Annotated in this window: 19 protein-coding genes; 11 read left to right on the top strand and 8 right to left on the bottom strand. The window is 56.7% G+C overall.

The features are described from left to right. Positions 1-408 precede the first annotated feature (408 nt). A complete protein-coding gene (locus PKO02S_RS17800; protein WP_127585192.1) occupies positions 409-2,766 on the bottom strand; it encodes a helix-turn-helix domain-containing protein in 2,358 nt (785 codons plus the stop codon). 183 nt (positions 2,767-2,949) lie between these two features. Here PKO02S_RS17800 and PKO02S_RS17795 point away from each other — a divergent pair, with 183 nt between their 5' ends. Continuing rightward, positions 2,950-3,543 carry a sulfite oxidase-like oxidoreductase gene (locus tag PKO02S_RS17795; RefSeq protein WP_127585191.1) on the top strand — a complete coding sequence of 198 codons (594 nt, stop codon included), beginning with the start codon at positions 2,950-2,952 and terminating at the stop codon, positions 3,541-3,543. Positions 3,544-3,728: 185 nt separating this feature from the next. Here PKO02S_RS17795 and PKO02S_RS17790 read toward each other — a convergent pair whose 3' ends face one another. The 3 genes from PKO02S_RS17790 to PKO02S_RS17780 all read right to left on the bottom strand — a co-directional run bounded on the left by PKO02S_RS17790 (position 3,729) and on the right by PKO02S_RS17780 (position 6,461). Continuing rightward, positions 3,729-4,247 (bottom strand): hypothetical protein, encoded by a 519-nt coding sequence (locus tag PKO02S_RS17790; protein WP_127585190.1) that lies wholly within the window; start codon positions 4,245-4,247, stop codon positions 3,729-3,731. A gap of 329 nt (positions 4,248-4,576) precedes the next feature. Then, positions 4,577-5,089 carry a hypothetical protein gene (locus PKO02S_RS17785; protein ID WP_127585189.1) on the bottom strand — a complete coding sequence of 171 codons (513 nt, stop codon included), beginning with the start codon at positions 5,087-5,089 and terminating at the stop codon, positions 4,577-4,579. A 145-nt stretch (positions 5,090-5,234) separates the two neighbouring features. Beyond that, positions 5,235-6,461, bottom strand: coding sequence for an MFS transporter (locus tag PKO02S_RS17780; protein WP_127585188.1), 1,227 nt, complete (start codon positions 6,459-6,461; stop codon positions 5,235-5,237). A gap of 195 nt (positions 6,462-6,656) precedes the next feature. On the opposite strand from PKO02S_RS17780, the gene PKO02S_RS17775 reads away from it, so the two are divergent. Beyond that, the gene (locus PKO02S_RS17775; RefSeq protein WP_164821525.1) at positions 6,657-7,895 is read left to right on the top strand and encodes an MFS transporter; all 1,239 of its coding nucleotides are present in this window, start codon (positions 6,657-6,659) and stop codon (positions 7,893-7,895) included. Positions 7,896-7,926: 31 nt separating this feature from the next. Here PKO02S_RS17775 and PKO02S_RS17770 read toward each other — a convergent pair whose 3' ends face one another. Then, positions 7,927-9,339 (bottom strand): sulfatase, encoded by a 1,413-nt coding sequence (locus PKO02S_RS17770; protein WP_127585186.1) that lies wholly within the window; start codon positions 9,337-9,339, stop codon positions 7,927-7,929. A gap of 314 nt (positions 9,340-9,653) precedes the next feature. On the opposite strand from PKO02S_RS17770, the gene PKO02S_RS17765 reads away from it, so the two are divergent. The 5 genes from PKO02S_RS17765 to PKO02S_RS17745 all read left to right on the top strand — a co-directional run bounded on the left by PKO02S_RS17765 (position 9,654) and on the right by PKO02S_RS17745 (position 17,440). Continuing rightward, the gene (locus PKO02S_RS17765) at positions 9,654-13,433 is read left to right on the top strand and encodes a heparinase II/III domain-containing protein (RefSeq protein ID WP_127585185.1); all 3,780 of its coding nucleotides are present in this window, start codon (positions 9,654-9,656) and stop codon (positions 13,431-13,433) included. Positions 13,434-13,626: 193 nt separating this feature from the next. Further along, complete coding sequence (locus tag PKO02S_RS17760) at positions 13,627-14,607, top strand: ferredoxin family protein (protein WP_164821524.1); 981 nt, start codon at positions 13,627-13,629, stop codon at positions 14,605-14,607. A 28-nt stretch (positions 14,608-14,635) separates the two neighbouring features. Next, positions 14,636-15,490 carry an ABC transporter ATP-binding protein gene (locus PKO02S_RS17755; protein ID WP_127585183.1) on the top strand — a complete coding sequence of 285 codons (855 nt, stop codon included), beginning with the start codon at positions 14,636-14,638 and terminating at the stop codon, positions 15,488-15,490. A gap of 455 nt (positions 15,491-15,945) precedes the next feature. Next, positions 15,946-16,548 (top strand): NAD(P)H:quinone oxidoreductase, encoded by a 603-nt coding sequence (wrbA, locus tag PKO02S_RS17750; RefSeq protein ID WP_127585182.1) that lies wholly within the window; start codon positions 15,946-15,948, stop codon positions 16,546-16,548. Positions 16,549-16,693: 145 nt separating this feature from the next. Further along, positions 16,694-17,440, top strand: coding sequence for a gamma-glutamyl-gamma-aminobutyrate hydrolase family protein (locus PKO02S_RS17745; protein ID WP_127585181.1), 747 nt, complete (start codon positions 16,694-16,696; stop codon positions 17,438-17,440). 167 nt (positions 17,441-17,607) lie between these two features. Here PKO02S_RS17745 and PKO02S_RS17740 read toward each other — a convergent pair whose 3' ends face one another. After that, a complete protein-coding gene (locus PKO02S_RS17740) occupies positions 17,608-18,486 on the bottom strand; it encodes an aldo/keto reductase (protein WP_127585180.1) in 879 nt (292 codons plus the stop codon). 212 nt (positions 18,487-18,698) lie between these two features. Between PKO02S_RS17740 and PKO02S_RS17735 the strand changes: the two genes are divergently transcribed. Continuing rightward, positions 18,699-20,399: a DUF3298 domain-containing protein gene (locus PKO02S_RS17735; RefSeq protein ID WP_127585179.1), complete on the top strand. Its 1,701-nt coding sequence runs from the start codon at positions 18,699-18,701 to the stop codon at positions 20,397-20,399. A gap of 97 nt (positions 20,400-20,496) precedes the next feature. On the opposite strand, the gene PKO02S_RS17730 is transcribed toward PKO02S_RS17735, so the two are convergent. Next, entirely contained in the window at positions 20,497-20,871 is a 375-nt protein-coding gene (locus PKO02S_RS17730; protein WP_127585178.1) for a DoxX family protein, read from the bottom strand. Positions 20,872-21,034: 163 nt separating this feature from the next. Between PKO02S_RS17730 and PKO02S_RS17725 the strand changes: the two genes are divergently transcribed. Next, complete coding sequence (locus PKO02S_RS17725) at positions 21,035-21,538, top strand: SRPBCC domain-containing protein (RefSeq protein WP_127585177.1); 504 nt, start codon at positions 21,035-21,037, stop codon at positions 21,536-21,538. A gap of 156 nt (positions 21,539-21,694) precedes the next feature. Here PKO02S_RS17725 and PKO02S_RS17720 read toward each other — a convergent pair whose 3' ends face one another. After that, a complete protein-coding gene (locus PKO02S_RS17720) occupies positions 21,695-22,033 on the bottom strand; it encodes an ArsR/SmtB family transcription factor (protein WP_127585176.1) in 339 nt (112 codons plus the stop codon). 155 nt (positions 22,034-22,188) lie between these two features. Here PKO02S_RS17720 and PKO02S_RS17715 point away from each other — a divergent pair, with 155 nt between their 5' ends. Together PKO02S_RS17715 and PKO02S_RS17710 are read left to right on the top strand one after the other, a co-directional pair. Beyond that, positions 22,189-22,404 carry a hypothetical protein gene (locus PKO02S_RS17715; protein WP_127585175.1) on the top strand — a complete coding sequence of 72 codons (216 nt, stop codon included), beginning with the start codon at positions 22,189-22,191 and terminating at the stop codon, positions 22,402-22,404. 80 nt (positions 22,405-22,484) lie between these two features. Further along, the gene (locus PKO02S_RS17710; RefSeq protein ID WP_127585174.1) at positions 22,485-22,844 is read left to right on the top strand and encodes an SHOCT domain-containing protein; all 360 of its coding nucleotides are present in this window, start codon (positions 22,485-22,487) and stop codon (positions 22,842-22,844) included. Positions 22,845-22,936: the final 92 nt, after the last annotated feature.

The raw sequence follows: 22,936 nt of genomic DNA, 5'->3' as shown, positions 1-22,936 counted from the left end.
TCCCGAGTTTTCGTGACGAGGCTCGCTGTTGCGTCCTCGTGCTTTCAGCATAATGGCAACGCTTACATTTTCTCAATCGCAATTATATCCAATTCGATCTTTAGTTTCGCCTGAACGGCATGCAAAATATACAATCGCATCTACAAAAGAGCCATACAATGAGGCTCTTTTCCGCGTAGCGGCGCGGTTTTGGCGATTTTGTAGATGGGACGGCCGGGAGGGGTAAGCGAGGGGCGACGGCAGTAATTTTGCAAGGTAGCGGTCTGGTTATCGGTGGGATTCGGAAAGCAGTCGATTATGAACCTAAGTACATAATTCGCGAAGCCGGCTTCGCCAAATGTGTACTTAGGTTCACAAATTGTGTGGAGGGGGCGGTTAAAGCGAAATTCAGTTCATAGTTAGGGAACATTACGACTGCAGAGACTCCTTGAACTTGCCCGGCGTGATGCCCTCATACTTCTTGAACGTGCGGATGAACGCATTCACATCGTTGAAGCCGACGCAGCCGGAGACGTCGCTTACGTTTTTGCCCCGCTCGGCGATCATTTGTTTGGCCTTCATAATCCGATACTTGTTGATGTAGTCGAGCAGCGCTTCCCCGGTATGGTCCTTGAACAGCTTCGAGAGATAAGTCGGCTTCATATCGAACTCGTTGCCGATCGTCGAGATGTTCAGGTTCGGGTCCTTGTAGCTGCGCTCGATGACGGCGATAATACGCTCCATCAGCTCGTTCAGCGCATTCTTGCGCGTCTCCTGCATGTTCTGCTGCCGCTTGGCGCTCGTGTAGTCGCACACCTGCCTGAGCAGATCGTTCATCTGCTGCTGCATCTCTTGAATCGTTTCGCACGTTGTGAGCCGCTCGATCCGTTTCGGGTTTTGCACGAAGAAGCTCTCCTGCAGGTTGCCGATCTCACTGATCGTCTTGATCAAGGTACTGACCAGATTCAGCATAAGGCAGCGGGCAAAAGGAACCGATACGGTCACGCCGGGACGGTAAATATTTTGCGCGATAATTTCGTTCAGCGACTGCTTCGCTTTTTCGTAATCGCCGGTTTTGACAAAATTAATAAGCTGTTGCTCCACCTGGAGCGGATAATAATAGCCGACCTCGGAGTCGTTCGTTTGCCGATGGATGTCCTCGTACGACAAAATCTCGTTTGTCCCCCGCACCAGCTTATACTCAAGCGCATCCAGGGCATCGGAGTAGGCTTTGGTAATGCCTGCGTAAGAGTGGTGAATGCCGCTGATGGCGAGTGTCAGATGCATGTGGTAATGCTCGAGCAGGAACTGCTGCGAAGCTTCCGCGATCCGCCTCAAATCCGCCCGCTGCTGCTCCTCGTCCGTCTGCACGAAGTTGATCAGGCAAGCCAGCGTCTCGCCGACTTCCGCAATATAGCCGCGGTTATTCTGGCCGGCGATCTCCTCGACCACGTTCGTGACGATGAACAGCAGCAGCTTGCGCTTCTCCTCGGGATCGAGTCCCTGGATGCGCTCGTAATAAAGGCCGGTCGGCTCGATCGACAGCAGGATGACGGCGAAACGTTCCGAGACGAAGCTCATCTTGAATGTGGCGAGCGACTCCTCGATCGGAATATGGGTATCGAGCCGGCCTTTCAGCAGCCGAGTGATGAAGTGGGAGCGCAGCAGCTGCTTCTGCTGCTCCATCTGCGACAGCGTGCTGTCGATCGACTGCTGGATGAAGCGGAATTCGTTTACGCCTTTGCCAAGGTTGAGCGGCGCCTTGCCGGACAGCGACTGGACGAGACGGCGCACCGGATTATAATTTTTCCGCAGGAAAAACGTCGTGAGCAGCCCGCCGCCGATCAAGCTGATGACGATGCTGACGAGCGTCAAGTTACGGATGTAGGTCGCTTTTTCCCAGTACAGGCTGCTAGGAATCATAGAGACGTATTTGAGCCCGGACTTGCCGGACTTCATGTACCAAACTTCGTATCTCTCGCCGCCGCGGTCGTAATAGAAAAAACCTGACGTATCAAGCAGCGACTGGTAAGGAAAATCAGCCGGCAGGTTCATCTCCGAATTCGACAACAACGGCTCGTCGCGATTATTCAGAATAAGCACATGGCCTTTATTGAACAGCTCGACGTTCTGGATCGTGCCCAGGATGCGGGATTGATCGATCATGATAACGTTGGTAGCGACGGGATCGCCGCCACCCGCCGAATAGGTGCTGACGTAAGCGACGGTCGGCGTCACCTTCCCGCTGTCGTTCAATCGAACCATCGGCACGAAGCCTTTGAAGTCCAGTTGTCCTACGACCTGTTGCCATTGCTCGATCGAGTAGTCGGGACGGCGGTGCAGCAGGTTGAAGGCAAACTCTTCCTCGCGTACCATGCTGGGCAGAACGACCGTATTCGTGCCGGGCATATACAAATAAAAAAAGTCTACTGACGTGTAGGCGCTCTTATACTGCTTCATGTCTTGGGCTACCGTATAGAGATCGTAAGCGCGGTCGTTCGGGCTATTCAAATATTTGTTGGAGTAGAGGACGTCTTGGATACGGATATTCCAGGTCAGCTCGAAATTCAACCGCTCCATCGCCTGGAAGTGGTTGTCCATCGATTCGCGCACCTGACTGAGCAACGCATTGTTCGCCTGGTGGATCTCGTTCTTGAGCGTACGGCTGGAAGCCGCGTAGACGAAAATGCTCAGCAAGATCGGAAGCAGCAAAATCGTGACATAGGATAGAAGCCAGGTCAGCCATATGCTGCGCCGGCGGTTCAGCAGTTCCTTGAACGTTTTCAAGGAAATCCCTCCTGACCAAGTTTAGGCTAGTATCCAAAAAATGCGCTTTCACTACTAATATTGTACCTTTTCTGAGGTTGCCCGTTCAAGTGGACGATTTTGTTGCGGTCTTCGACCGGCGGAATACTTTTGCTATAATGGAACCAAGATAGGTTTGTGAGCGATAAAAGGAGGTTTTTTCCGATGTTCTCGAAATCGAATCCGCCCGTTGATCCGAGCCGCGTGCCCCCTGGGCAAACCGTCACCCAAGGCTTCCCCGTGCTGCATTATGGCCAAGTGCCGTACTATCGCGATATGGGGCTGTGGGATTTCCGCATTTTCGGATTAGTGGAAGAGGAAGTGAAGATCAGCTACAAGGAGTTTATGGCGCTGCCCCGGCGGGAATTCCACAATGACATCCATTGCGTGACGACTTGGTCCAGGCTGGACAATGTATGGGAGGGCGTGGCGGTCTCGACCGTGATGGAAAAGGTGAAGCTGAAGCCCGAAGCCGGGTACGTCATGCTGCATGCCGAGCACGGGTGGACGACGAATTTGCCGTTGGACGATTTCTTGCGGGAGACGAGCTTTTTCGGCATCAAACACAATGGCGAGCTGCTCTCGCCCGAGCATGGCTACCCGATGCGGATGGTCGTGCCTCACCTGTATTTCTGGAAGAGCGCCAAGTGGCTGCGCGGCCTGGAGTTTATGGCGAAGGATAAGCCGGGTTTCTGGGAGCGGAATGGGTACCATATGTATGGAGATCCCTTCAAGGAGCAGCGTTACGATTTCGATTAATCATTGGGTCAAAGTCCAATCCACAATTCGAGAGAGAAAGGCTTGCATAAGTCGAGGTTCAAGTTGATCCCTCAAGTTATATGTGAATAGCTTTGTGGATAGACAGGAATGTATGTTCGATTTTATGTTGAAAATAAAAGCCCAAGTGGAAATGGGCTTTACTTCGATTTCAATTATGCAGAAATTCAGATTCCTTTTTTGTCTTTTATTTGTTGCAGCAGGTTGATGATCTCTCCGAAGGCTAATAAAAAAATGCCGCCGACGAAAGAGTACAGTATTGGAATGAGACCTAACATGAGCCTCGAAGTTTCGGTCACAGGCAACTCGTCTTGGGACCATAGATAGATGCCTAAGATTAAACCTAACACAAATGATGCAACTCCCATTCCTTTTAACCAAGTACTGTATGCATTAGCTCGGTTCAGGGGATCATCCCTCATTTCTTCAATTAGTTCATATATATTTTTGATTCGGCGTAAGCGTATTTTTTTAAGAAAATTAATCAAAAAAACCGAAATAAATACACCTGCACTCATTAAAAAGTATGGATAAATGTCAATTACTTTAAATGCAAAATCGACAACCTCGTCAAGATAGATATCCATGTTCGAGAGTATTTCCGAAGCGTATCGACTCATAATAAAACCGATTATTAGCAGAAGTGATCCAATTAACCCGAAAAAGGAACCTGCTCTATTGCTCATGGTTTCTTTCGCTCCTCGGTTGTTTCCTAGACAACGAAAGTATGGAGACGAAAAAATTGAACAATCCGACGCCCATCAAAATCCCTAAGTATTCAACAAACTTCATTTTGTAAACCCACTCAATTTGAAGCGCAACACCTAACCAAGCGAATGTAAATAACAGAGTTGTCAATAATGCGATTTGTGTAGAAATTCTCAAATACATACAATTCACCATTTTCAATTCCCCATCGGCTGAGGGATTTGCTATTGGTTGTACCTAAGCCATCAGCAATCATATCATAATGTACAAGAAACTTATACAATGAGATGGTGTGGAAATGAATCCATCAATTCGCCACAACGGTCCGGGTCGACCCCGAGCCCTTGGACAGACCGTTCGCCTCGTTTACTTTCGCATTGTAAGCTTCGATCTGGCTCGAGTACTCCTTGTACTTCAAATTGTACGTGCTCGACTGGGCGTTGTACTGGTCCGCGAGCTTGTTGTAGGCGTCGACGTCGTTCTTGTACTTCGTATTCGCGGCGGCACCGGGGACCGGCTTGCTCTCGAACGCGGTAATCTCCTTCTTGAGGGCGTCGATTTCGGTCTTCAAGCCGCTCATCGCCTTGTTCTGGGTGAACAGCTCGCTCTCCAGCCGATCCAGCACAAGCTTCTCTGCATTGAGCGAGGCGATCAGCTGGCCCAGCTTCTCCTGCTCGGCGCGATGTTTCTCCGCGAGGGCGAGGAAGAAGTGGACGCACCCATAAATCAATCCGATGGAAGCGATTACAATTGCAATCTTGATTAACTTCGATCCGATGCCGGAACGCAGGGCGGCTTGGGCTTGGTTGTCGATGTCCACGGATGCTTACCTCTTCTAAGATCCCCATCGGATGAGGGAGTTGCTCGGATGCTTGTCACCCCTAATTATCCATATTTAAGCCCTGCTGTCTAGCGCAAAAAAGCCGCTTCCCCTAAGGGAAAACGGCTTAACGGCGCAGGCTGGCTCATTCCACGGCGGAGCTGGTCTCCGTCCGGAGGGCCGGCGCATTCCCGATCGCGAATCGCGGCAGCCGCATGAGGATCGCCATCCCCAGCAAACTGGCTCCGGTCAAGAAAAACACGATCGGAATCGGCACTTGTGTGGCGATCAACCCGCCGAACAGCGGACCGGCCATCAGCCCCATCATGTTGGCTGACGAATTCAAGCTGAACGCGCGGCTGCGGAACGACGGGTCGGTGCGCTCGGCGATGATGGCGTTCAGCGCCGGATAGACGGCGGCGAAGAACAGCCCGTAGCCGAACCGCAGCGCCCCGAAGCCGAACAGGTTCGGGATGAACAGCTGCAGCAGGTTGCCGACCCCGCCGCCGAGTAGGCCGATGAACAGCACGCGCTCGTAGCCGGCTTTCATGCCGTACTTGCCCCACCAAGGGGCGGCGATCAGGGTAGCGATGCCGACCGCGGAGAAAATAATGCCGGCGTAGAGCGATGCCGACGAATCGTCGGTGCCGAGCTGCTGGACATAGATCGTGAGCAGAGGCTCCAGCAGCATGACGGAGCTGGTTACCACGAACACCATGAAGAGCGCTACCATCAAGCTGCGGTTCTGGCTGGCTTGCTTGAGATCCGAGAGCACGGACGAGCGCTTCGCCTTGGTCCGGTTGAAGGACGGCTCCTTCACCCAGAAGATGGCGATCAGGAACGCGACGAACACCATGATGCCGGCGAAGGCGAACGTGTCGCGAGGTCCGACGAGATGGCTGACGACGCCGCCCAAGAGCGGTCCGATAATGCCCGCCGCCGCGCTGGAGGTAGAGATGATGCCGAGCGCGTAGCCGACTTGTTTCTCCGGCGTGTTGGTGGCGATGATCGCGATGGCGGACGGAATGTACCCGGCGAGCAGCCCCTCCAGCATCCGAGCGGCGAGCATCTCATAAGGGCCGTCTACTAAATAATAGAGGAAGTAGCACATCGACAGGCAGAAGCCTGCGCGGAGCATCATCGGTTTACGGCCGTATTTGTCGGCGAGCGAGCCCCAGAACGGAGCGATCAAGGCACCCGCCAGAAATGTGGCGGCGAAGATGATGCCGGTCCAAGCTTCCAGATGGCTTGTAACGCCGAGATCTTTCTCCAGATAGATGGACATGAACGGGACTGAGATCGAATAGGCCATGCTGACCAGAAACGAGCCGATCCATAAGACGAATAAATTGCGTTTCCACGAGAATGCCACCGGATGCACTTCCTTGCTTGCGTTTGACTGGAACGGGGAGCCGTTCTTGCAGGTTCTGTTCCATCATACCACTATCATACCGGATGCTCGACCCCTCTTATTTTCAATAAGGTTAATATGATGAAGGTCTTGTGAAGGAGACGGAGCGGCGGTAAGATGAGGCTGTGCACCCACAAAGAGAGCGGAGGCGTAAGTATGCAAGCGCAGCTCAACAAACCGCAATACCGAATTCCATTATTTTGTACCGTTACGATGCTGTTCTGGTTCTCGATGTACACATGCGTGCCGATCTTGACGGCATATGTCATGGATCTGGGCGCATCTACGAAAATGGCGGGTTTGATCGTCGGCATGTACGGGCTCAGCCAAATGCTGCTGCGCATCCCGGTTGGGATCGTTTCGGATCGGTTCCACAAGCGCAAGCTGTTCATCATTCTCGGACTGGTATTCTCGGCGATTGCCGGCGCGGGCATCCTGATGACGCAGGATTTGACCTGGATTCTGTTCCTTCGGATTATCGCAGGAGCGGCGGCGGCCACTTGGGTCGATTTCACGATCTTGTTCGCCAGCTACTATCCGAGCGGGGAAACGACGCAGGCGATGGGGACGATCTCATTCTACAATGCCATCGGCCAGATGCTCGGCATTCTGAGCGGCGGTTGGGTTGCGGATCAATATGGCTGGGAGTCGGCTTTCCTGATCGGTTCATTCGTCGGGATTATCGGGATGGTCGGATCGCTGTTCCTGGTGGAAAAGTTCGATAAAGACCAGCCGCGCATTACGATGAAAGGGGTGAGGGAAGTAGCCAGCGACCGGCTGCTGCTGACCGTCTCGTCCCTCTCCATCCTGTTCCAGCTGTTGACGTTCGCAACCGTATTCGGGTTCACCCCCGTCTACGCGCAATCGCTAGGGGCGACCAAACTGGATATGGGGCTGCTGACGTTCTTCTCCACGGTGCCGACGGCTTTCGCTTCGTGGTTCGGCGGCAGAGTGCTCGCACGCAAGCTGGGCGAGCGGAACATCATCATCCTCGGCTTCGTGCTGAGCGGGCTTTTCACGATTGCCATCCCGTTCACGGGCACGCTCTGGCTGCTCATCCTGACCCAGGCGATCTCCGGCTTCGGCCGCGGCTTCACCTCGCCCGTCCTGATGTCGCTCAGCATCAAGCATATGGAGTCCGGCAAACGAGCGACCGCCATGGGCTTCTACCAGGCGATCTACGGCCTTGGCATGTTCGCGGGACCGCTTGTGATGGGCTTCGCCGGGGACTTGCTGACGCTAAGCCAAGGCTTCGTCATCGTCGGCGTGCTCGGCTGTGCAACGGCGCTGCTCGCGGTGTTCATGCTGCGCGGGCTGCTTGCGCCGGCGAGCGGGGCGGCGAATGCGAACAAGCCTGCTCCACGTGCGACGGGAACAGGCTCATCATCGATGTAAAGGCGAACGAGCCGTTAAACAGGCAGTTGACTCAACTACAGCTGCTCGGCCAATCCGGATTTGGCTCCGGGATCAAAGCTTCCACCGAGGCTCGCCACTGGGCGAGCCTTCGCTGCATGCGGGCGGCCACTTCCGGCATCGCAGCCGCGAGATTGTGCCGCTCCTCCAGATCCTCGGCCAAGTTGTACAGCTCTAACCGCCCGTCCTCGAAAAACTCAATCAGCTTGTAGCCGCCCATCCGGACGGAGGAGCCGGGCGTCCCGCCTTGATTGCCGTAGTGAGGATAATGCCAAAAAATCGCGTCACGCTGCAAAGCGGCGTCAGGCTGGCGCAATAGAGAGAGCAGGCTTACGCCGTCGAGCCTGGTCCCGGAATCGGCGGGATCGATCCCGGCCGCCTCGAGAAAAGTAGGGTACCAATCCGGAGTCGTAATCGGCACGGAACACTCCACGCCAGCCGGTACGACGTCGGGCCAGCGCACCAGTAGCGGTTCCCGCGTCCCGCCCTCGTACATCCACCCTTTCCCTTCGTGAAGCGGCGCATTCGAGGTTGGGGATCCTTCAGAGGTCGACAAGCCGCCGTTGTCCGACGTGAATACGACTAGCGTGTTGTCGGATGCGCCGGACCGCTCGAGTGCGTCCAGCAGCCGGCCGACGTTCCAGTCGAGATTATAGACCATTGCGGCATAAGCCGGGTCCGATTGCACCCGACGGCGGGTAACCCGCAGATGCCGCTTGTGCTCTGTCGGGAATAGCTCGCCTTCCTCGAATGGATTGATTTGGTCCAGCCCCAGTACGGTCGCTTTCTGTTGGAACCGTTCCACATCGTCCGGCTTCGCCTGGATCGGCGTATGCACGGCATAGTGCCACAAGTTCAGGAAAAACGGCCGATCGGCGTCTCGTTCCTGCAGAAGCCGAATCGCCTCATCCGTCAGGCGGTCCGTCAAATATTCCCCCTCCGGTCCATCCTCCAGCGTCGTGAGTCCGTAGGGGCTGAAATAGCCCTTCATCGGCAAGCCCCAGCCGCAGCCTCCGATGTTGAGGTCGAAGCCGTGCCGATCCGGGTAGTAGGCTTCCTCGCCCAAATGCCATTTCCCGACATGCCACGTCTGATAGCCTTCCTCGCGCAAGGAGGTGGCGATCGTTCGTTTCTCAAGCGGCAATTGCTTCAAGTACGGCACGTCGATCAATTTGCCTTTGCTGGGGTGAGCACGGTTGGTCCCGATAAAGTTGGTGATGCCGACGACGGCAGGATACTGGCCGGTCATGAGGCTGGCCCGTGTCGGGGAGCAGACGGGGCAGGCGGCATAGGCGTCGGTGAAGCGCATCCCTTCCGCCGCGAGCCGGTCCAGGTTCGGCGTTTCGTAGAAGGAGCTGCCATAGCAGCCCAAGTCTTTCCAACCCATGTCGTCGATCAGAATGCATATGATATTCGGTCTTGTCATCCATCCACCCTGCCTTTTATCCAAATGGATTGTTCTTCTCTTACTCTAGCACGGGACTATCGGGGGGAAAAGAGATCTTGCATGACTCCCGTCTGAGAAAATTCATAAGCGGAACGTTATTTTTCTGGCCTTGTCCGCCCTCCATTTTGGCTCATCGGCTGCAAAGGGCTTGTGATATAATAATGGAGCAAGAAAAAGGAAAGACCCACAAACAAATGGAAAAGGGGGGAGCTCATAAACTTTCCCGGACGGGGAATTCGGTCCGAAGCATCCAGTCAGGCCTGCAATCATCCATATGATCGGAGGTTTTTTTTGTGCTGCTGTTAAAACCGGTAAAAAACATGTATAAAAAAATCGCGATGACCGCCCTTCTCGCCGCAGCCGTCATCGTGCCCCTGGCCGTGTCGCCGCAAGAGGCGTCGGCAGGTGATGCCGCCAAAGTGACCATCGCGAACAACGGCTTCGAGACAGGTTCTCCTCCTTCGAACTGGAGCGTCTTCGGGGGGACGTGGGGAACGCAGCAATCGATCTCGACGACCCGCAGCATCGACGGCACGAAGAGCCTCAAGATCAACGACGCCTCCAATAACGGCGCCTACGGAATGGTCAGCGACAGAGTAAGCGCCCACTCGTTCTCCACATACGAGGCGTATGCTTCCGTCTATGCGGAATCGGGAACCGGCCAGCTCTACCTTGAGTTCTGGGACAGCTCGAATACGCGTATCGGCGTTCAGTTCGCCACTACTAAGACGACTGGAGATTGGGAATACGTGAAGGTGAGTGGAGTCGCGCCGGCAGGTACGTCGACGGTCAGCATCATGATGTATACGTCCAAGACGAACGTAGGCGTCGTCTATTTCGACGCCGTCTCGATGCGCCGCATCGACGAAGTCGGGCAAATCGCCAACGCCGGCATCGAGAATGCGGACGGCGCGAATATGCCGCTCGACTGGACGACTTATTCAGCGGGCACTTATTCAGCGAGCACGGACTACGCCCACAGCGGCGCGAAGAGCTTGAAAATCGTCGACAGCAGCACGTCCGCCGCCTACGGGATGAAGACGATCAAGCTGCCCGCTTCCGCCGGCAAGACTTATGAAGCGACCGCTTGGGTGCGGAATACGTCCGGTGCGGGGCAACTGTACCTGGAGTTTTTCCAGAGCACCGTCGGCCACGCTTCTGATACTAGAGTAGGCGTTCAGTTTATCGGCAGCACCACAACCGGCACTTGGGAGAAGCTTACCGTTTCCGGCACGGCTCCGGCGGGCACCGACTATCTCATGGTCATGGCGTACACGCCGGCCGCGAGCACGGCAACGTCGTATTTCGACGATTTCTCGGTCCGTCAGAAATATGCGGCGCCATCGCCCGCCTTCACACCGGTCGTGACCGGCCACCCGCGGCTGTATTTTACGGCGGCTGACGTGCCGGGGCTGAGAGCGAAGGCGCTGGACACCGCTCCGAATAAATACGGGGAATCCTATGCCTCGATCTGGAGCAAGGTGGAGGATCAAGCGGACATCTATATGGCCGAGTCGTCCTATACGGTGAGCTATGCCGGCGGCGTATCCGTCACCTATCCGCTGCCTCCGGTGCAGCCGAAGCCGCATCAGAATCCGCCGGGCTACACGTCGGGCCACTATCCGTTCTGGACGGCCGTCGGCTCCCAGCTTCAGGGACGGATGGAGACGCTGGCGCTCGCTTATGTGGTTACACAGGACAACGCTTACGGAGAGAAAGCACGCGATTATGCTTTGGCATTGGCCGACTGGGATGTTTGGAGCGATCCGGCATACCCATGTCTCGGCGGCGGCAGCGGCTTCTCCTGTCTCGACTCGAACTATATCGTGCGGGGCGTAGCGGCGGTTTATGATATGGTGTATGACCTCCTCACCCCGACCGAGCGCGAGAAGCTGCTCACGGCGATGTATGAGAAGGGCATTCGGTTGATGAAAAAAGATCTGGAGACCTACGTCGATCAAAATATTTACTATGCGGTGTCCGGCGCTACCGCCACGGCTGCCGTCGTCGGGCTCGGCGAGCGTGATTCCTATGACAGCTATTTGGGCCAGGCGTACAATATTCATCTCACTTACCTCAATACGCTCAACGGCTCGGGCAAGAGCGAAGGCTTCCTTTATACGGGCGTAGGCTTGAACTCGATTTTCGCGGCCGATGATTTCGTTCGACGGGTGACCGGTGTAGACGACGCGTTCGAACATCCGTTCATCGGGGGTCGATTGGCAAAATGGCTCGTTCATTTCAATGGACCGCAAGGAACCGGCAACGCGAACTTCAGCGATTCCGACACGGCGGGCAACATTGCGCTCCCGGCGCTCATTCTCGCCAACGCTGGGGACGGGATTGCCGGCTACTATGTCAAGGAGCAGCTGTCCGACTCCGCGAACTGGGGCCGCTTCGTATACCTGAACGACTCCGGCGCCTTGACGACGCCGACTGCAGCGGGCATGCCGCTCTCTGTGAGCTACACGGATATCGGCTACCAATCGTTCCGCACGGGCTGGACCGACAACGATACGATGCTCGCCTTCTACTCCGACGACTCGAACTATGGCCACAACCAGCAGGACGACAATAGCTTCATCCTGAATGCCGGCGGCGAATGGCTGCTGACCGATCCAGGGTACTTCAACAACGCCAGCGCGGCGACTACCGCGATGACGACCGGCTCGATCGGGCACAACACGATGCTCGTGAACGGCACCGGCCAATCGAACAAGTCTGGCGGAGGTACGATAGGCTTCTTCACCTCGCCGGTATTTGATCTCGGGATCGGCGACGCCACCGCCTCCTACACGACAACGCCGAACGTGAGCCAATGGAAACGGCGGATCATCTCCGTCAAGCCGGACTACAACCTGATCGTCGACAACGTGGCGCTTGCTTCGGCGGGCACGCCGGAGATGCTGTTCCACACCGACAAGGGCGGCGTGTTCACATCAGGCGGCACTCCGCTGACCGTAGGCTCGGCACTGCCTTCCTCGTTCGTCATCGAGAAAGCGAGAGCGTCGGCAGCCGTTCAGTTGCTGCGTCCGAGCAGCGCTACCCGCACGTACACGCAGTATAGCGGCGCGGAAATGTACGGGACATGGGGCAGCATCAAACCTTCATCGACCGTTACGTCGGAATCGTTCGTGACGCTGATCCGTCCGAAGGTCGACCGCACCGGCATCATCGAAGCCGAGACGCTGCTGCCGGCAGCAGCCACTTCGGGCGATCCGGTCATCCCGGGCATGACCAAGTTCTATCGCGGCGTCACTTATGCGGCGACAGCTGTGAACGACTATATCACATACAACATCAACGTTCCTTCGAATGGCAACTATGACTTGCGCCTCGGCTTTATTAAGGTAGCGGGCGGCGGCACGATCAAGGTCGAGCTGGACGGCGTGCAGCTGCAGACCGGCATCGATCTGTACGACAGCTATGTCGACACCGATGAGCGCAGCTACTTGAACCGCGGCCTGACGGCCGGCACGCATACGCTCAAGCTGACCGCGACCGGCAAAAACGGCTCCAGCACCGGGTACAGCATCCCGCTCGACTATGTGCGGCTTACGGCTGCCGGAACGACGATCGCCAAGGCAGCGCCTTACACGGTCAGCACGGCGACGAACGGTTTGGCTACCGGTCTCGTCATCACGCTGACCGGCGCTTCGGACCAAGTGTTCGTCAACCCGACGAACGCTGCGGTCACAACGGCGAGCAACCTGACGATCGGCTGCTCGGCTACGCAATGTATGGCCCGCAAGCTGACGGGCGGCGGGTACGAGCGCTATGCGGCCGTCAACTCGTCGATCAGCGGCAATACGCTCACCGACGGCACGCAAGTGCTGGCGAGTATGACCGCCGGAGGCGGCATCGCGATCGGCAAGACTTCGGCTACCGCCTGGACCGGTACGATCACGCTCACTACCGCGGGTTCGCCGCAAGTATACGCGCCTTCGGTCAGTGCAGTTAAGCTCGACGGCGTTACATTGAGCGGCGGCCAGTATTCATACAACAGCACGACGAAGCTGCTGACGATCAACAGCGTCAGTGCGGCCACGCACTCGGTTGAAATCACGCTGTAATTCGGGCAATTTAAGGAAGGCTCTCTTCGGAGGGCCTTCTTCTGCGTGGTTGACAAAGGGCGGGGAAAAAATTATCATAGTACTATATTGTTATCGTGATAATGATTCTCATTATCGCGATAATTCATGGATGCGGACATTAGCCGATTGCAGCTATACTAAGAGCAACATTAGCGAGAAGAGGTGGATTTCAGTGCTGATTGATCCTCCATCGTCCCAGCAAGCTTGCGCGGCGGTTTCTTCGTCCCTCCGGGAAGATCTCGGCGGGACGGCTTCATCGCATGAGCGCTATGTGCTGGTCGAGGTGCCGCTTCCCTGGGAGCATGACGCTGCAGCTTCGAAGCATTTTCCGGCGGGATTGGCTGCCTGGTTGAAGGCTCAGGTACCGTCGGACGTGAAATATCGGCTGCTGGCCTTTGCATCCGATTTCGACCCGCCGTCGGCAGGACGGACCCGGCTTATATTTTATAAGAAGCCCGCTGCCCCCTTCTCCAGCTACGAGCGACTCGCATACTCGGTGCCAACGGAGCAGGCAGGTCTGGTAATCGCCGCTTATCTGGGGCCAGACTCTCTGGACGCCTTCGATGCATTTCGCATGGATCGTGAGGGGGCGGGCTTGACGGAATGGTTCGTCTGCACGCACGGCAGCCACGACGCCTGCTGCGGCAAGCTTGGCTACCAAGCGTTCCGCGATATGTATGTTCAACATGCCACGGGTTCGGAAGGCACGCTCCGCGTATGGCGCGTCAGCCATATCGGCGGTCACCGGATGGCTGCGACGGCGATCGAGTTCCCGGCCGGCCGATACTGGGGGCGTTTGACCCCGGAGGCGGTCCGCTCGATCGTGAAGCGGGAAGGCGACGCGTCGGCAGTTGCGCCTCATCTGCGAGGCTGGGGCGGCCTGGGGCCGCAGGAGCAGCTTGTCGACCGGGAGCTGCTGGCGGCACACGGCTGGGGCTGGCTGGAACGGCCGAGGTCGGGGACGACTCGGGTGGAAGCGGACGGGTCGTTCCGAGTCCGTCTCGAAGTGGAGGCTGCGGCGGGGAAGAGCCCGGTTGCGGAAGTTTATGAGGCTACAGTCCGGCAGTCGCACGAGGTTCACATTTACGGCTGTGAAATTGCAATCCCGAAAGCTTACCCGCAATATGAAGTATCCTCTTTGCAGAAACTATAGATGAACCCCATGGGAAGGAAGAAACCGAATGAACGACCGTTTGTACACCCGAGAGCTTGATATTGCCTATGAGCAGCGCGTAATCGTGCAGAACTTGACGCTCGCGATTCCTAGCGGCAAAATTACGGCGCTCGTCGGCGCCAACGGCTCCGGCAAATCCACTATCCTGAAGACAATGGCCCGCATCATGAAGCCCAAGAAGGGCGGCGTCTACCTGGACGGCAAGTCGATCCACCAGCAGACGACCAAGGATGTAGCCAAGCAACTGGCAATCCTGCCGCAAAATCCGATCGCGCCGGAGGGGCTGACTGTCAGTGAACTCGTGTCTTACGGTCGATTTCCGCACCAACGGGGTTTTGGCTCGCTTACGAAGGAAGACAAAGATACGGTTGGTTGGGCGATCGGGGTGACCGGCCTGGACGAGTTCGCCGACCGTCCCGTGGACCAGCTATCCGGCGGACAGCGGCAACGGGCCTGGATCGCCATGGCGCTGGCCCAGCAAACCGACATCTTGTTCCTCGACGAGCCGACCACGTTCCTCGATATGGCCCACCAGCTCGAAGTGCTGAAGCTGCTGCAGAAGCTGAACGAGGATGAGGGTCGGACGATCGTCATGGTCGTGCACGACTTGAACCATGCGACACGGTATGCGGACCATGTCGTGGCGATCGTGCAAGGTGAAGTGGTGGCGGAAGGAACCCCGGAGGAAGTAGTGACGAAGGATGTGCTGCGGACCGTATTCGGCATCGAGGCGGATATTTTGCGCGATCCGCGGTCCGGTGTGCCGCTCTGCCTGCCGTTCGAGCTGAGCCGGGGGCAGCTGGGCGAGAAGCCGCAGGCAGCAGCGGTGGAAGAGCGCGCGCCGATGGCAGCGGGTGTTTAGGTTGGAGCGTATCCGTCCTGGGAGCAGGGCGGTTTTTTTGATCTGAGAAGTTGCCTCATCATCAGCATCAATGGTGCCGCCTCGCAGCATCGTTGTCTGTAGTCCGATTTTCCTGACTGCGTGGCAGGAGCGAAGGAGAAAACATGCTCTAGTCCGATTTTTCCCGCTTGCGAAGCCGTTTTCGCACACCCCCTCTGGAAAACGCCTCTCCAATTCGGCCAATTCGGACTACGGGGCTTCTTCGGGCGGCGAGGCGATCCCTAGTCCGAATTTTCCGGACTAGGGAGTAGTGGAAGGCGAGAAAGGGAGACTCCGCTCGCGAAAAGCACGGCGAATAGGCTCAGACGTATACCAATCAAGGTCCTCTGTGTCCGCAGTATGCCATACATAACCCGTCCTCGATGGGAAATACTTACGCGGTTGAATTCCCAACTTCCCGAGGAGGATGCTACACAATGAGCAGCGTTAATTTGGCAATCGTGTATTACAGCTCGACCGGCACGAACTATAAAATGGCGCAGACCGCTGCGGAAGGGGCCAAGGAAGCGGGAGCCGAAGTACGGCTGGCACGTGTGCAGGAGCTGGCGCCGGAAGCGGCGATTGCGGCCAACCCGGCATGGAAAGCGCATGTGGAGGCGACGAAGGACGTTCCGATCGTGAAGCTCGACGACCTCGACTGGGCGGATGCGATTTTGTTCAGCGTTCCGACTCGCTTCGGCAACATGGCTTCGCAGATGAAGCAGTTTCTGGACACGACCGGCGGTCTCTGGTTCCAAGGCAAGCTGGCGAACAAAGTCGTTTCGGCGATGACGTCCGCAAGCAATGCTCATGGCGGTCAGGAAGCGACAATCTTGTCCCTATACACGACGATGTACCACTGGGGCGCGATCGTGGTAGCTCCGGGGTATACGGACCCGATTTTGTTCCAGAGCGGGGGCAACCCTTACGGTGCAAGCGTCCTGGCCAAAGATAGCGGAGAAATCGATGAGCCGGTGCTCGGCGCGATTCGCTATCAAGCGAAACGGATGATTTCGATCGCGAGCAAGCTCAAGGGCTGATCAAGCATGGGATCTGCCACGAATATAGCGCATTGCGAGGAGCCTGACGGGCTCCTTTTTGGCGTTCGATGGTCGAAGCTATTGAAAGCCGGGCTCGTCCCCTTCTATAATGAAGTATCAGAAATCGGAAGAGAGGATGCGACGTATGGCGAAGCTTACCGGTTCGGCCAAACCACTGATCGGGATCACCCCCTCCAGCTTGGACAAACAATCGGTCCTGCAGCAAGACTACGCGGAGTGGGTCTCGCGCTCGGGCGGGGTGCCCCTGATGCTGCCATATTCGGGCGGCACTACGGAGGACGCGGCTCAGCTCGCTGCCGTGCTCGACGGGCTGCTGCTGTCGGGAGGGGCCGATATTGATCCGATTCACTTCGGCGAGGAGCCGATTCAGGGGCTCGGCAACATTACGCCGGAGCGGGATGCGGCCGAGCTGGCGCTGATCCGCGAGTTCGTCAGGCTCGACAAGCCCGTGTTCGGCATTTGCCGTGGCATTCAAGTGCTGAACGCCGCGCTGGGCGGAACGCTGTACCAGGACATTCACTCGCAATGCTCGCCCTCGCCGCTCAAGCACAGCCAGAAAGCCGTCGCGAGCTATCCGACGCATCACATCGCGATTGAAGCCGGCAGCCGGTTGGCCACCCTCGCAGGCGGGCTAGGGGAGCGGGTGAACAGCTTTCATCACCAGGCGGTGAAGGAGGCGGCGCCGGGGTTGCTCATCACGGCCCGGACGGCAGACGGGATCGTAGAGGCGGTGGAGTCGCCGACGCATCGATTCGTCCTCGGGGTGCAGTGGCACCCGGAGAAGATGGAGGCGGGCGATCGGCTGAGCGCCGCGCTGTTCGGCGCTTTCGTGGACGCCTGTGCGTGGAGCGGAGAGCAAGCCGTGCAATAAGGTGATGCGAGAGGCTGTCGATTAACGGAGGACTGTACAGAAGTAGAATAAAACGGTGTGTCCCCAATGAATCGACAGCCACTGCGAGATCGTTATTTTGGCGCAGAGAGCCTGTTTCGGCGAAATAAGGTGTTTTTCATAACGCTGCTATGGCTGTATTCTGAAATTCAAGCAATCGAAGTAGGAGCATCGAACGGGCTCCCGTAGCCGCTGATGCCGCGCAATATCGTCTGCGCCTCCTCGTCCGTCATCGAGCCGAAACGTTCGGCGGCGTCGACGATCCGCGGGAACAGCCCCACGTCCCCTGCGGTAGCGAACCCGGCAATGCCCGGGAACGACAGCACGAAGTGGACGCAAGCGTCGATTACCTGCTGCTGCTCGAACGGCTCGTACCATGTGGCGTGCGTCCGGGTTTGGCCGGGCGCCCAGGGGCCCTTCGCGATCGCCTTGATCGCTCGGACTGCGGCGCCTTGCCGTTCGGCTTCCTCGAGCAGCTGGTCGATTCCCTCGCGATAGTCCGGCAGCGAGTACATGTAGTAGTTCAGCGGCAGCAGCACTGTGTCGAACGGGAAGCGGCGCAGCGCCTCGAGGTGGACCGCCGGAGCCGCGTGGCCGTGTCCGGTAATGCCGATGCCGCCGACGAGCCCCTCCTCCTTGGCTTCCACCAGCGCCTCCAGAGCGCCGTCCGGGGCGGTACAAGCGTCCAAGTTCGCCATGTCGCCGACCGCATGCAGCTGGATCAGATCGATGAACCCGGTCTGCAGCCGCTCAAGCGACTGGTGAAGCTCTCTTGTCGCCGCCTCCCTTCCCCGCTCGCCTGTCTTCGTCGCCAGGAAGATCTCCTCGCGAATGCGAGGCATCCAAGGCCCCATCCGCAGCTCCGCCTCTCCGTAGCTCGCCGCCGTGTCGAAGTGATTCACCCCATGCGCCAAAGCATGCGCAATCGATGCGTCCGCTGCCTCCTGCGTCACATGGCCCAAACTGGCCGCCCCGAACATCACCACGCTGCTGTTATGCCTTAGTCTCCCTACCGTACGCTTCAGCATCTGCCATAGCCTCCTGATCTGATCATGTGGGATTTTGTCTTGTCCCCTCCATTATACCCGATAACAAGAGCCGACGAACCGTTTGCTGGAAATGAAAAACATTGTAACTCCTTTGTAACCAAATGTCCCAGGGCGCTTGCTACAATTGAACCGTGGATGAGATATTTTCCAAGAAATGATAAAGAGAGAAGGATTAGAGGAGGAGATACGAAATGAAAAAATCGTTCAAGCTGTTGACACTGGGTGTTGCGGGTATGGTACTGCTGTCAGGCGCGCAATGGGCTTTTGCGGATGTGGCGGCGGGGAATGGTGCGGTGACGGCGGTTCCGATCAGCGCGGTAATGCCGATTTCGGCCAAGCTCAGCAGCATCCAAGTGACGGCGAAGGAATTGAAATCGGAGACGCCGGAGCTGAAAATCAATATGGAAATCCCGGTCGTATCCGGCATGAAGGACGAGCGTTACCAGGCGCAGCTGAACGACACGATCGAGCGGCTCGCCATGGAGGACCTGGATAACGCGAAGAAAGAGGCGAAGGAAGCGGCGGAGCATGCGGTTGCCGGCAATTTCCCGCTGCGGCAGTATGAGCTGATCGTCAAAGGCGATGTAAAATCGATCGGCGGGGTCGACAACGCAGACAGGCTGTCCTTTACGGTGACAACTTACTTGGCTACACCTGGAACAGGGATGCCGCGAGTGGATACATATAACGTGCTGGATGCGGCGGAAGCGAAACCCGTGCAGTTGAGCGAGCTGTTCGGCGCCGACTACAAGGCGATTCTCGATAAAGAAGTGAATGCGCAAATTGCTGCCAATCCGGATCCTTATTTTAAAGGCGATATGGGCTTCAAGGGCATCGCCGAGACGCAAAGCTTTTATGTGCAAGGTGATGAGGCGGTGCTGGTGTTCCCGAAATATTCGATCGCGCCAGGGTCGACCGGTACGCCGGAGTTCCGTGTAGCGCTTCCCGCAACAAACGCTGCTGCAGCTGCCGTGAAGTTCGGGTCTAAAGAGATCAAGTCCGAGACGCCGGAGCTGAAGCTGAATGTGACGATTCCGGTGCTGTCGGGCATGAAGGATGCGAAGAAGCAAGCCGAGCTGAATGCGGCGATTGAGAGTCTGGCTTCGGAGGATATAGAGAAGTCGAAGGCGGAAGCGAAAACGACGGCGGAGCATGCGGTGGCTAACAACTTCCCGGTGCGTCAATACGAGCTGTTCGTCAAAGCGGATGTGAAGGCTGACGGCGGAGCGGCCGACAAAGATCGGATCTCTTTTACCGTCACGACTTACCTGCAGACGCCGGGGACCGGCATGCCGCGCGTGGACACATATAACTACACGAACACGGCTGAAGCGAAAAAAATCGAGCTGAGCGACTTGTTCGGGGCCGACTATAAAGCGATTCTCGATAAGGAAGTGAGTGCGCAAATCGCGGCGAATCCGGATAAATATTTTAAAGGCGACATGGGCTACAAAGGCATCTCCGATACGCAAAGCTTCTATGTGCAAGGCGGCGAGGCGGTGCTTGTGTTCCCGAAATATTCCATCGCCCCCGGGGTGTCCGGCACACCGGAGTTCCGAGTCGCGCTGCCGACTGGCTCGGAGGTGGCGAAGCTGGAAATCGTGCTTGCCGCGGATCAGCTGCAGAAGTCGTCCGACGGCGTAGCCTTGGTGCCGCTGCGGCTGGCTGGCGAGCAGTTGGGCTTTACGGTTACTTGGGTCGAGGCGACGCGCTCGGCGGAGCTTAGCAAGGGCGCGCAATGGACGGCCGTGTACGAAGGCAAGGACAGCTACTCCCGCAATAAAATGGCGCCGGTGCAGCTTGGGACGGCTCCAGTGATTATCGGCGAGAAGCTGTATGTGCCTCAGTCTTTTTTCAGCGATATTTTGCTGTTGACGGTGACGGTAAACTAAATAAAGCCGCATGAAACGGCAACGACAGCATCCCTCGGTTTGACGACAAGCGCGGGGATGCTGTTTGTGCTGCGATGCTGCAAGCTGTAAGCTGCTGCTACAGCTTGCGGCTGGCCGGACGAAGCGCCCAAGAAGCCATCACGAGAATGAGGAATACGATCGGCTGGATGATGGTGAACAAGTCGGCTCCCGAGTAGGCGTGCGAGATCGCGGCCCCTGACAGCTCGAAGAAGAAGCCGGCGTAGACCCATTCTTTTAGCCGAGGCAGACGGGGAAGGACGGATACGATGGCGCCGGTCAGCTTCCAAAACCCGAGAATCGTCAGCATATACTCCGGGTAGTTCAGCGTCTCCAAGACTGAAATTTGCTGCTCCCCGTGGAGGAGGAAAAACGTTCCGCCAATGACAAAGCTGAATGGACCTAAGATCGTCGTTGCCCAGTAAGCGATCGTTTTTGCTTTTTGTTTGTTCATACATGTATCTCCTTACGTCCACTATTTATGAGTGGAATATACCTCGGACGGAATATTCTTGTCAAGGAATATTTATTCGTCGGGAGCCTTGACACGAATATTCCCGTTGGGGTATATTCGATTCGTAAGCAAGACCAAACCGAATAAAAGGGAGGAATTTGTGATGACTACTAGTGCCAACGGCAATATGACGCATCAGGTGAATGAGAAGGATTTCGTGATTGAGCGAATTTTCAAAGCGCCTCGGAAGCTGGTGTTCGACGCATTCACCAAACCGGAGTATGTGTCCCGCTGGTGGGCGCCGGGCGACTACACGATACCGGTATGCAAGATCGATCTGCGTACGGGCGGGATGTGGCATTATTGCATGCGTTCGCCGGAAGGAGAGGAGCATTGGGTTCGTGCGATTTATCAGGAGATCGTCGAGCCGGAGAAAATCGTTTACACCGCTTTGTTCGCCGATGCCGACGCTAATCCAACCGAAGATATTCCGGAACAGCTGGGTACGATTACGCTTAGCGAGCTGGATGCGAGTACGACGAAGCTGGCGCTCCGCTTCGCTTTCCAGACGGCAGAGGCTTTGCAGTGGACGGTAAAGGTAGGCATGATCGAAGGCTGCAGCATTACGCTTCAGCAGTTGGACGAGTTGCTGCCGAAGCTTCAATAAATGTGATTCCAGACGAGTTACAGCGTCAAAAAGAAGGACATCAGCATGATGCTGATGTCCTTTTTGCGTGCGTCCACGCAGGTCTATAAGAACGACCTCCCTTCTCTTGTGATGGTTGGACCGTACCGGTTACCGGCGTACAGCTGCCGCGTTGTGTTATTCCGTGTTTCCCGGAGGTTTCTCCTGGGCTTGCAGTTCGAGCAAGTAATCGTCCAGACGGTCGAATCGCTCTTCCCACAAACGGCGGAAATCGTCGAGCCATGTGTCCAGCTCGCGAAGCGGCTTGGTCTGAAGCTTGTAAATCCGGCGGTTGGCGACCGGCTGCACTTCGACTAGGCCGGCATCGCTAAGTATCCTGAGATGCTTGGAGGCCTGAGGCTGGTGAAGCTCCAGTCGATCGGCGATTTCCCCCACCTGAAGGGGGCCTTTGCGCAAAAGTTCAACAATAGACAGACGGTTCGGCTCGGCTAGAGCGCTGAATGTAAGTGCGTTCATACTCCGAATATACTCGTAAAGGAATATTTATGTCAAGGTGCTCACCAAAATGGGTTGTTGGACGGGTTAGCGGTAAGGGCTGGCCATCCATGCGGAGGATCCGCCGGTGGAGCTAATCGGCAGCTTCGCGTTCCTTACGAAGGGGTTTGTGCCGGATGCCGACCGTTCAGGCTCGGCGGTGGGGGGAGGCATCTGGGCGGGTAGCCCGGAGACGCAGTACGTCGCGTACGCGCTGGTGGAGCGCGAAGCGAAGGCGGCTGGCGCAGCTGCTTGCTTACGTGCAGCAGAATGGGGCGGACCGCCGGGCGGTGGAGCTGCTGCTGCGGGAGCCTTTGCCGGCGCGGCTGATGGAGGTGCTGGCTCGGTTGTAGGCGTGCAGGCGGCTCGAAGGTGCAACCTTTCTTAGGGCGTCCCGTATAGAGGGTGTAAGTAGGAAAAGGGAGGGATGCAAATGTTTGTCAGAGGTCGCGTGAAGCCGAGCAAGGGTGCTTCCCTGTTAGGGATGATCGTTGGTGGTATTTTCGTTATTATCGGGATTACGACGATATTGCCTATGCGGGCATTCGGTTGGTTCGGTGTGTTATGGCTCCTCGTGGCGATCGGCATTACCATCATGCATGCAGTCAATTTCTTCAGCGCTCGCGGAGTGCCGCAGTGGGAAGTCGATCTGGATCAGCGGCCGGAGCGCGAGCCCTTTCGGGAGGACGTGGAGTCGCGGTTGCGCCGGCTCGGGCGGATGAGGCAGGATCGGCTCATCACGGATGAGGAGTATGAGCGGAAACGCGCGGAGATCATGAGCGAGAAATGGTAAACGGAAACCCTGGCCGATGCGGCCAGGGTTTTTTGGATTAGCAAGGGGAAGGCGTAAGCAGACCAATAATTGTCCTACATAGCCTTCTACCG

Origin of the sequence: Paenibacillus koleovorans NBRC 103111 (assembly GCF_004000845.1) — a bacterium.
Classification (GTDB): domain Bacteria; phylum Bacillota; class Bacilli; order Paenibacillales; family NBRC-103111; genus Paenibacillus_AA; species Paenibacillus_AA koleovorans.
Note: the sequence above shows the minus strand (reverse complement) of the source record. Positions and strands in the feature narration are given on the sequence as shown.

What these genes read in the sequence shown, in the direction of transcription:
- PKO02S_RS17795 (WP_127585191.1), top strand. Translation starts at nt 2,950, where the DNA reads ATGTTCTCGAAATCGAATCCGCCCGTTGATCCGAGCCGCGTGCCCCCT.
- PKO02S_RS17790 (WP_127585190.1), bottom strand. Translation starts at nt 4,247, where the DNA reads ATGAGCAATAGAGCAGGTTCCTTTTTCGGGTTAATTGGATCACTTCTG.
- PKO02S_RS17775 (WP_164821525.1), top strand. Translation starts at nt 6,657, where the DNA reads ATGCAAGCGCAGCTCAACAAACCGCAATACCGAATTCCATTATTTTGT.
- PKO02S_RS17770 (WP_127585186.1), bottom strand. Translation starts at nt 9,339, where the DNA reads ATGACAAGACCGAATATCATATGCATTCTGATCGACGACATGGGTTGG.
- PKO02S_RS17755 (WP_127585183.1), top strand. Translation starts at nt 14,636, where the DNA reads ATGAACGACCGTTTGTACACCCGAGAGCTTGATATTGCCTATGAGCAG.
- wrbA (WP_127585182.1), top strand. Translation starts at nt 15,946, where the DNA reads ATGAGCAGCGTTAATTTGGCAATCGTGTATTACAGCTCGACCGGCACG.
- PKO02S_RS17745 (WP_127585181.1), top strand. Translation starts at nt 16,694, where the DNA reads ATGGCGAAGCTTACCGGTTCGGCCAAACCACTGATCGGGATCACCCCC.
- PKO02S_RS17740 (WP_127585180.1), bottom strand. Translation starts at nt 18,486, where the DNA reads ATGCTGAAGCGTACGGTAGGGAGACTAAGGCATAACAGCAGCGTGGTG.
- PKO02S_RS17735 (WP_127585179.1), top strand. Translation starts at nt 18,699, where the DNA reads ATGAAAAAATCGTTCAAGCTGTTGACACTGGGTGTTGCGGGTATGGTA.
- PKO02S_RS17730 (WP_127585178.1), bottom strand. Translation starts at nt 20,871, where the DNA reads ATGAACAAACAAAAAGCAAAAACGATCGCTTACTGGGCAACGACGATC.
- PKO02S_RS17725 (WP_127585177.1), top strand. Translation starts at nt 21,035, where the DNA reads ATGACTACTAGTGCCAACGGCAATATGACGCATCAGGTGAATGAGAAG.
- PKO02S_RS17720 (WP_127585176.1), bottom strand. Translation starts at nt 22,033, where the DNA reads ATGAACGCACTTACATTCAGCGCTCTAGCCGAGCCGAACCGTCTGTCT.
- PKO02S_RS17715 (WP_127585175.1), top strand. Translation starts at nt 22,189, where the DNA reads ATGCCGACCGTTCAGGCTCGGCGGTGGGGGGAGGCATCTGGGCGGGTA.
- PKO02S_RS17710 (WP_127585174.1), top strand. Translation starts at nt 22,485, where the DNA reads ATGTTTGTCAGAGGTCGCGTGAAGCCGAGCAAGGGTGCTTCCCTGTTA.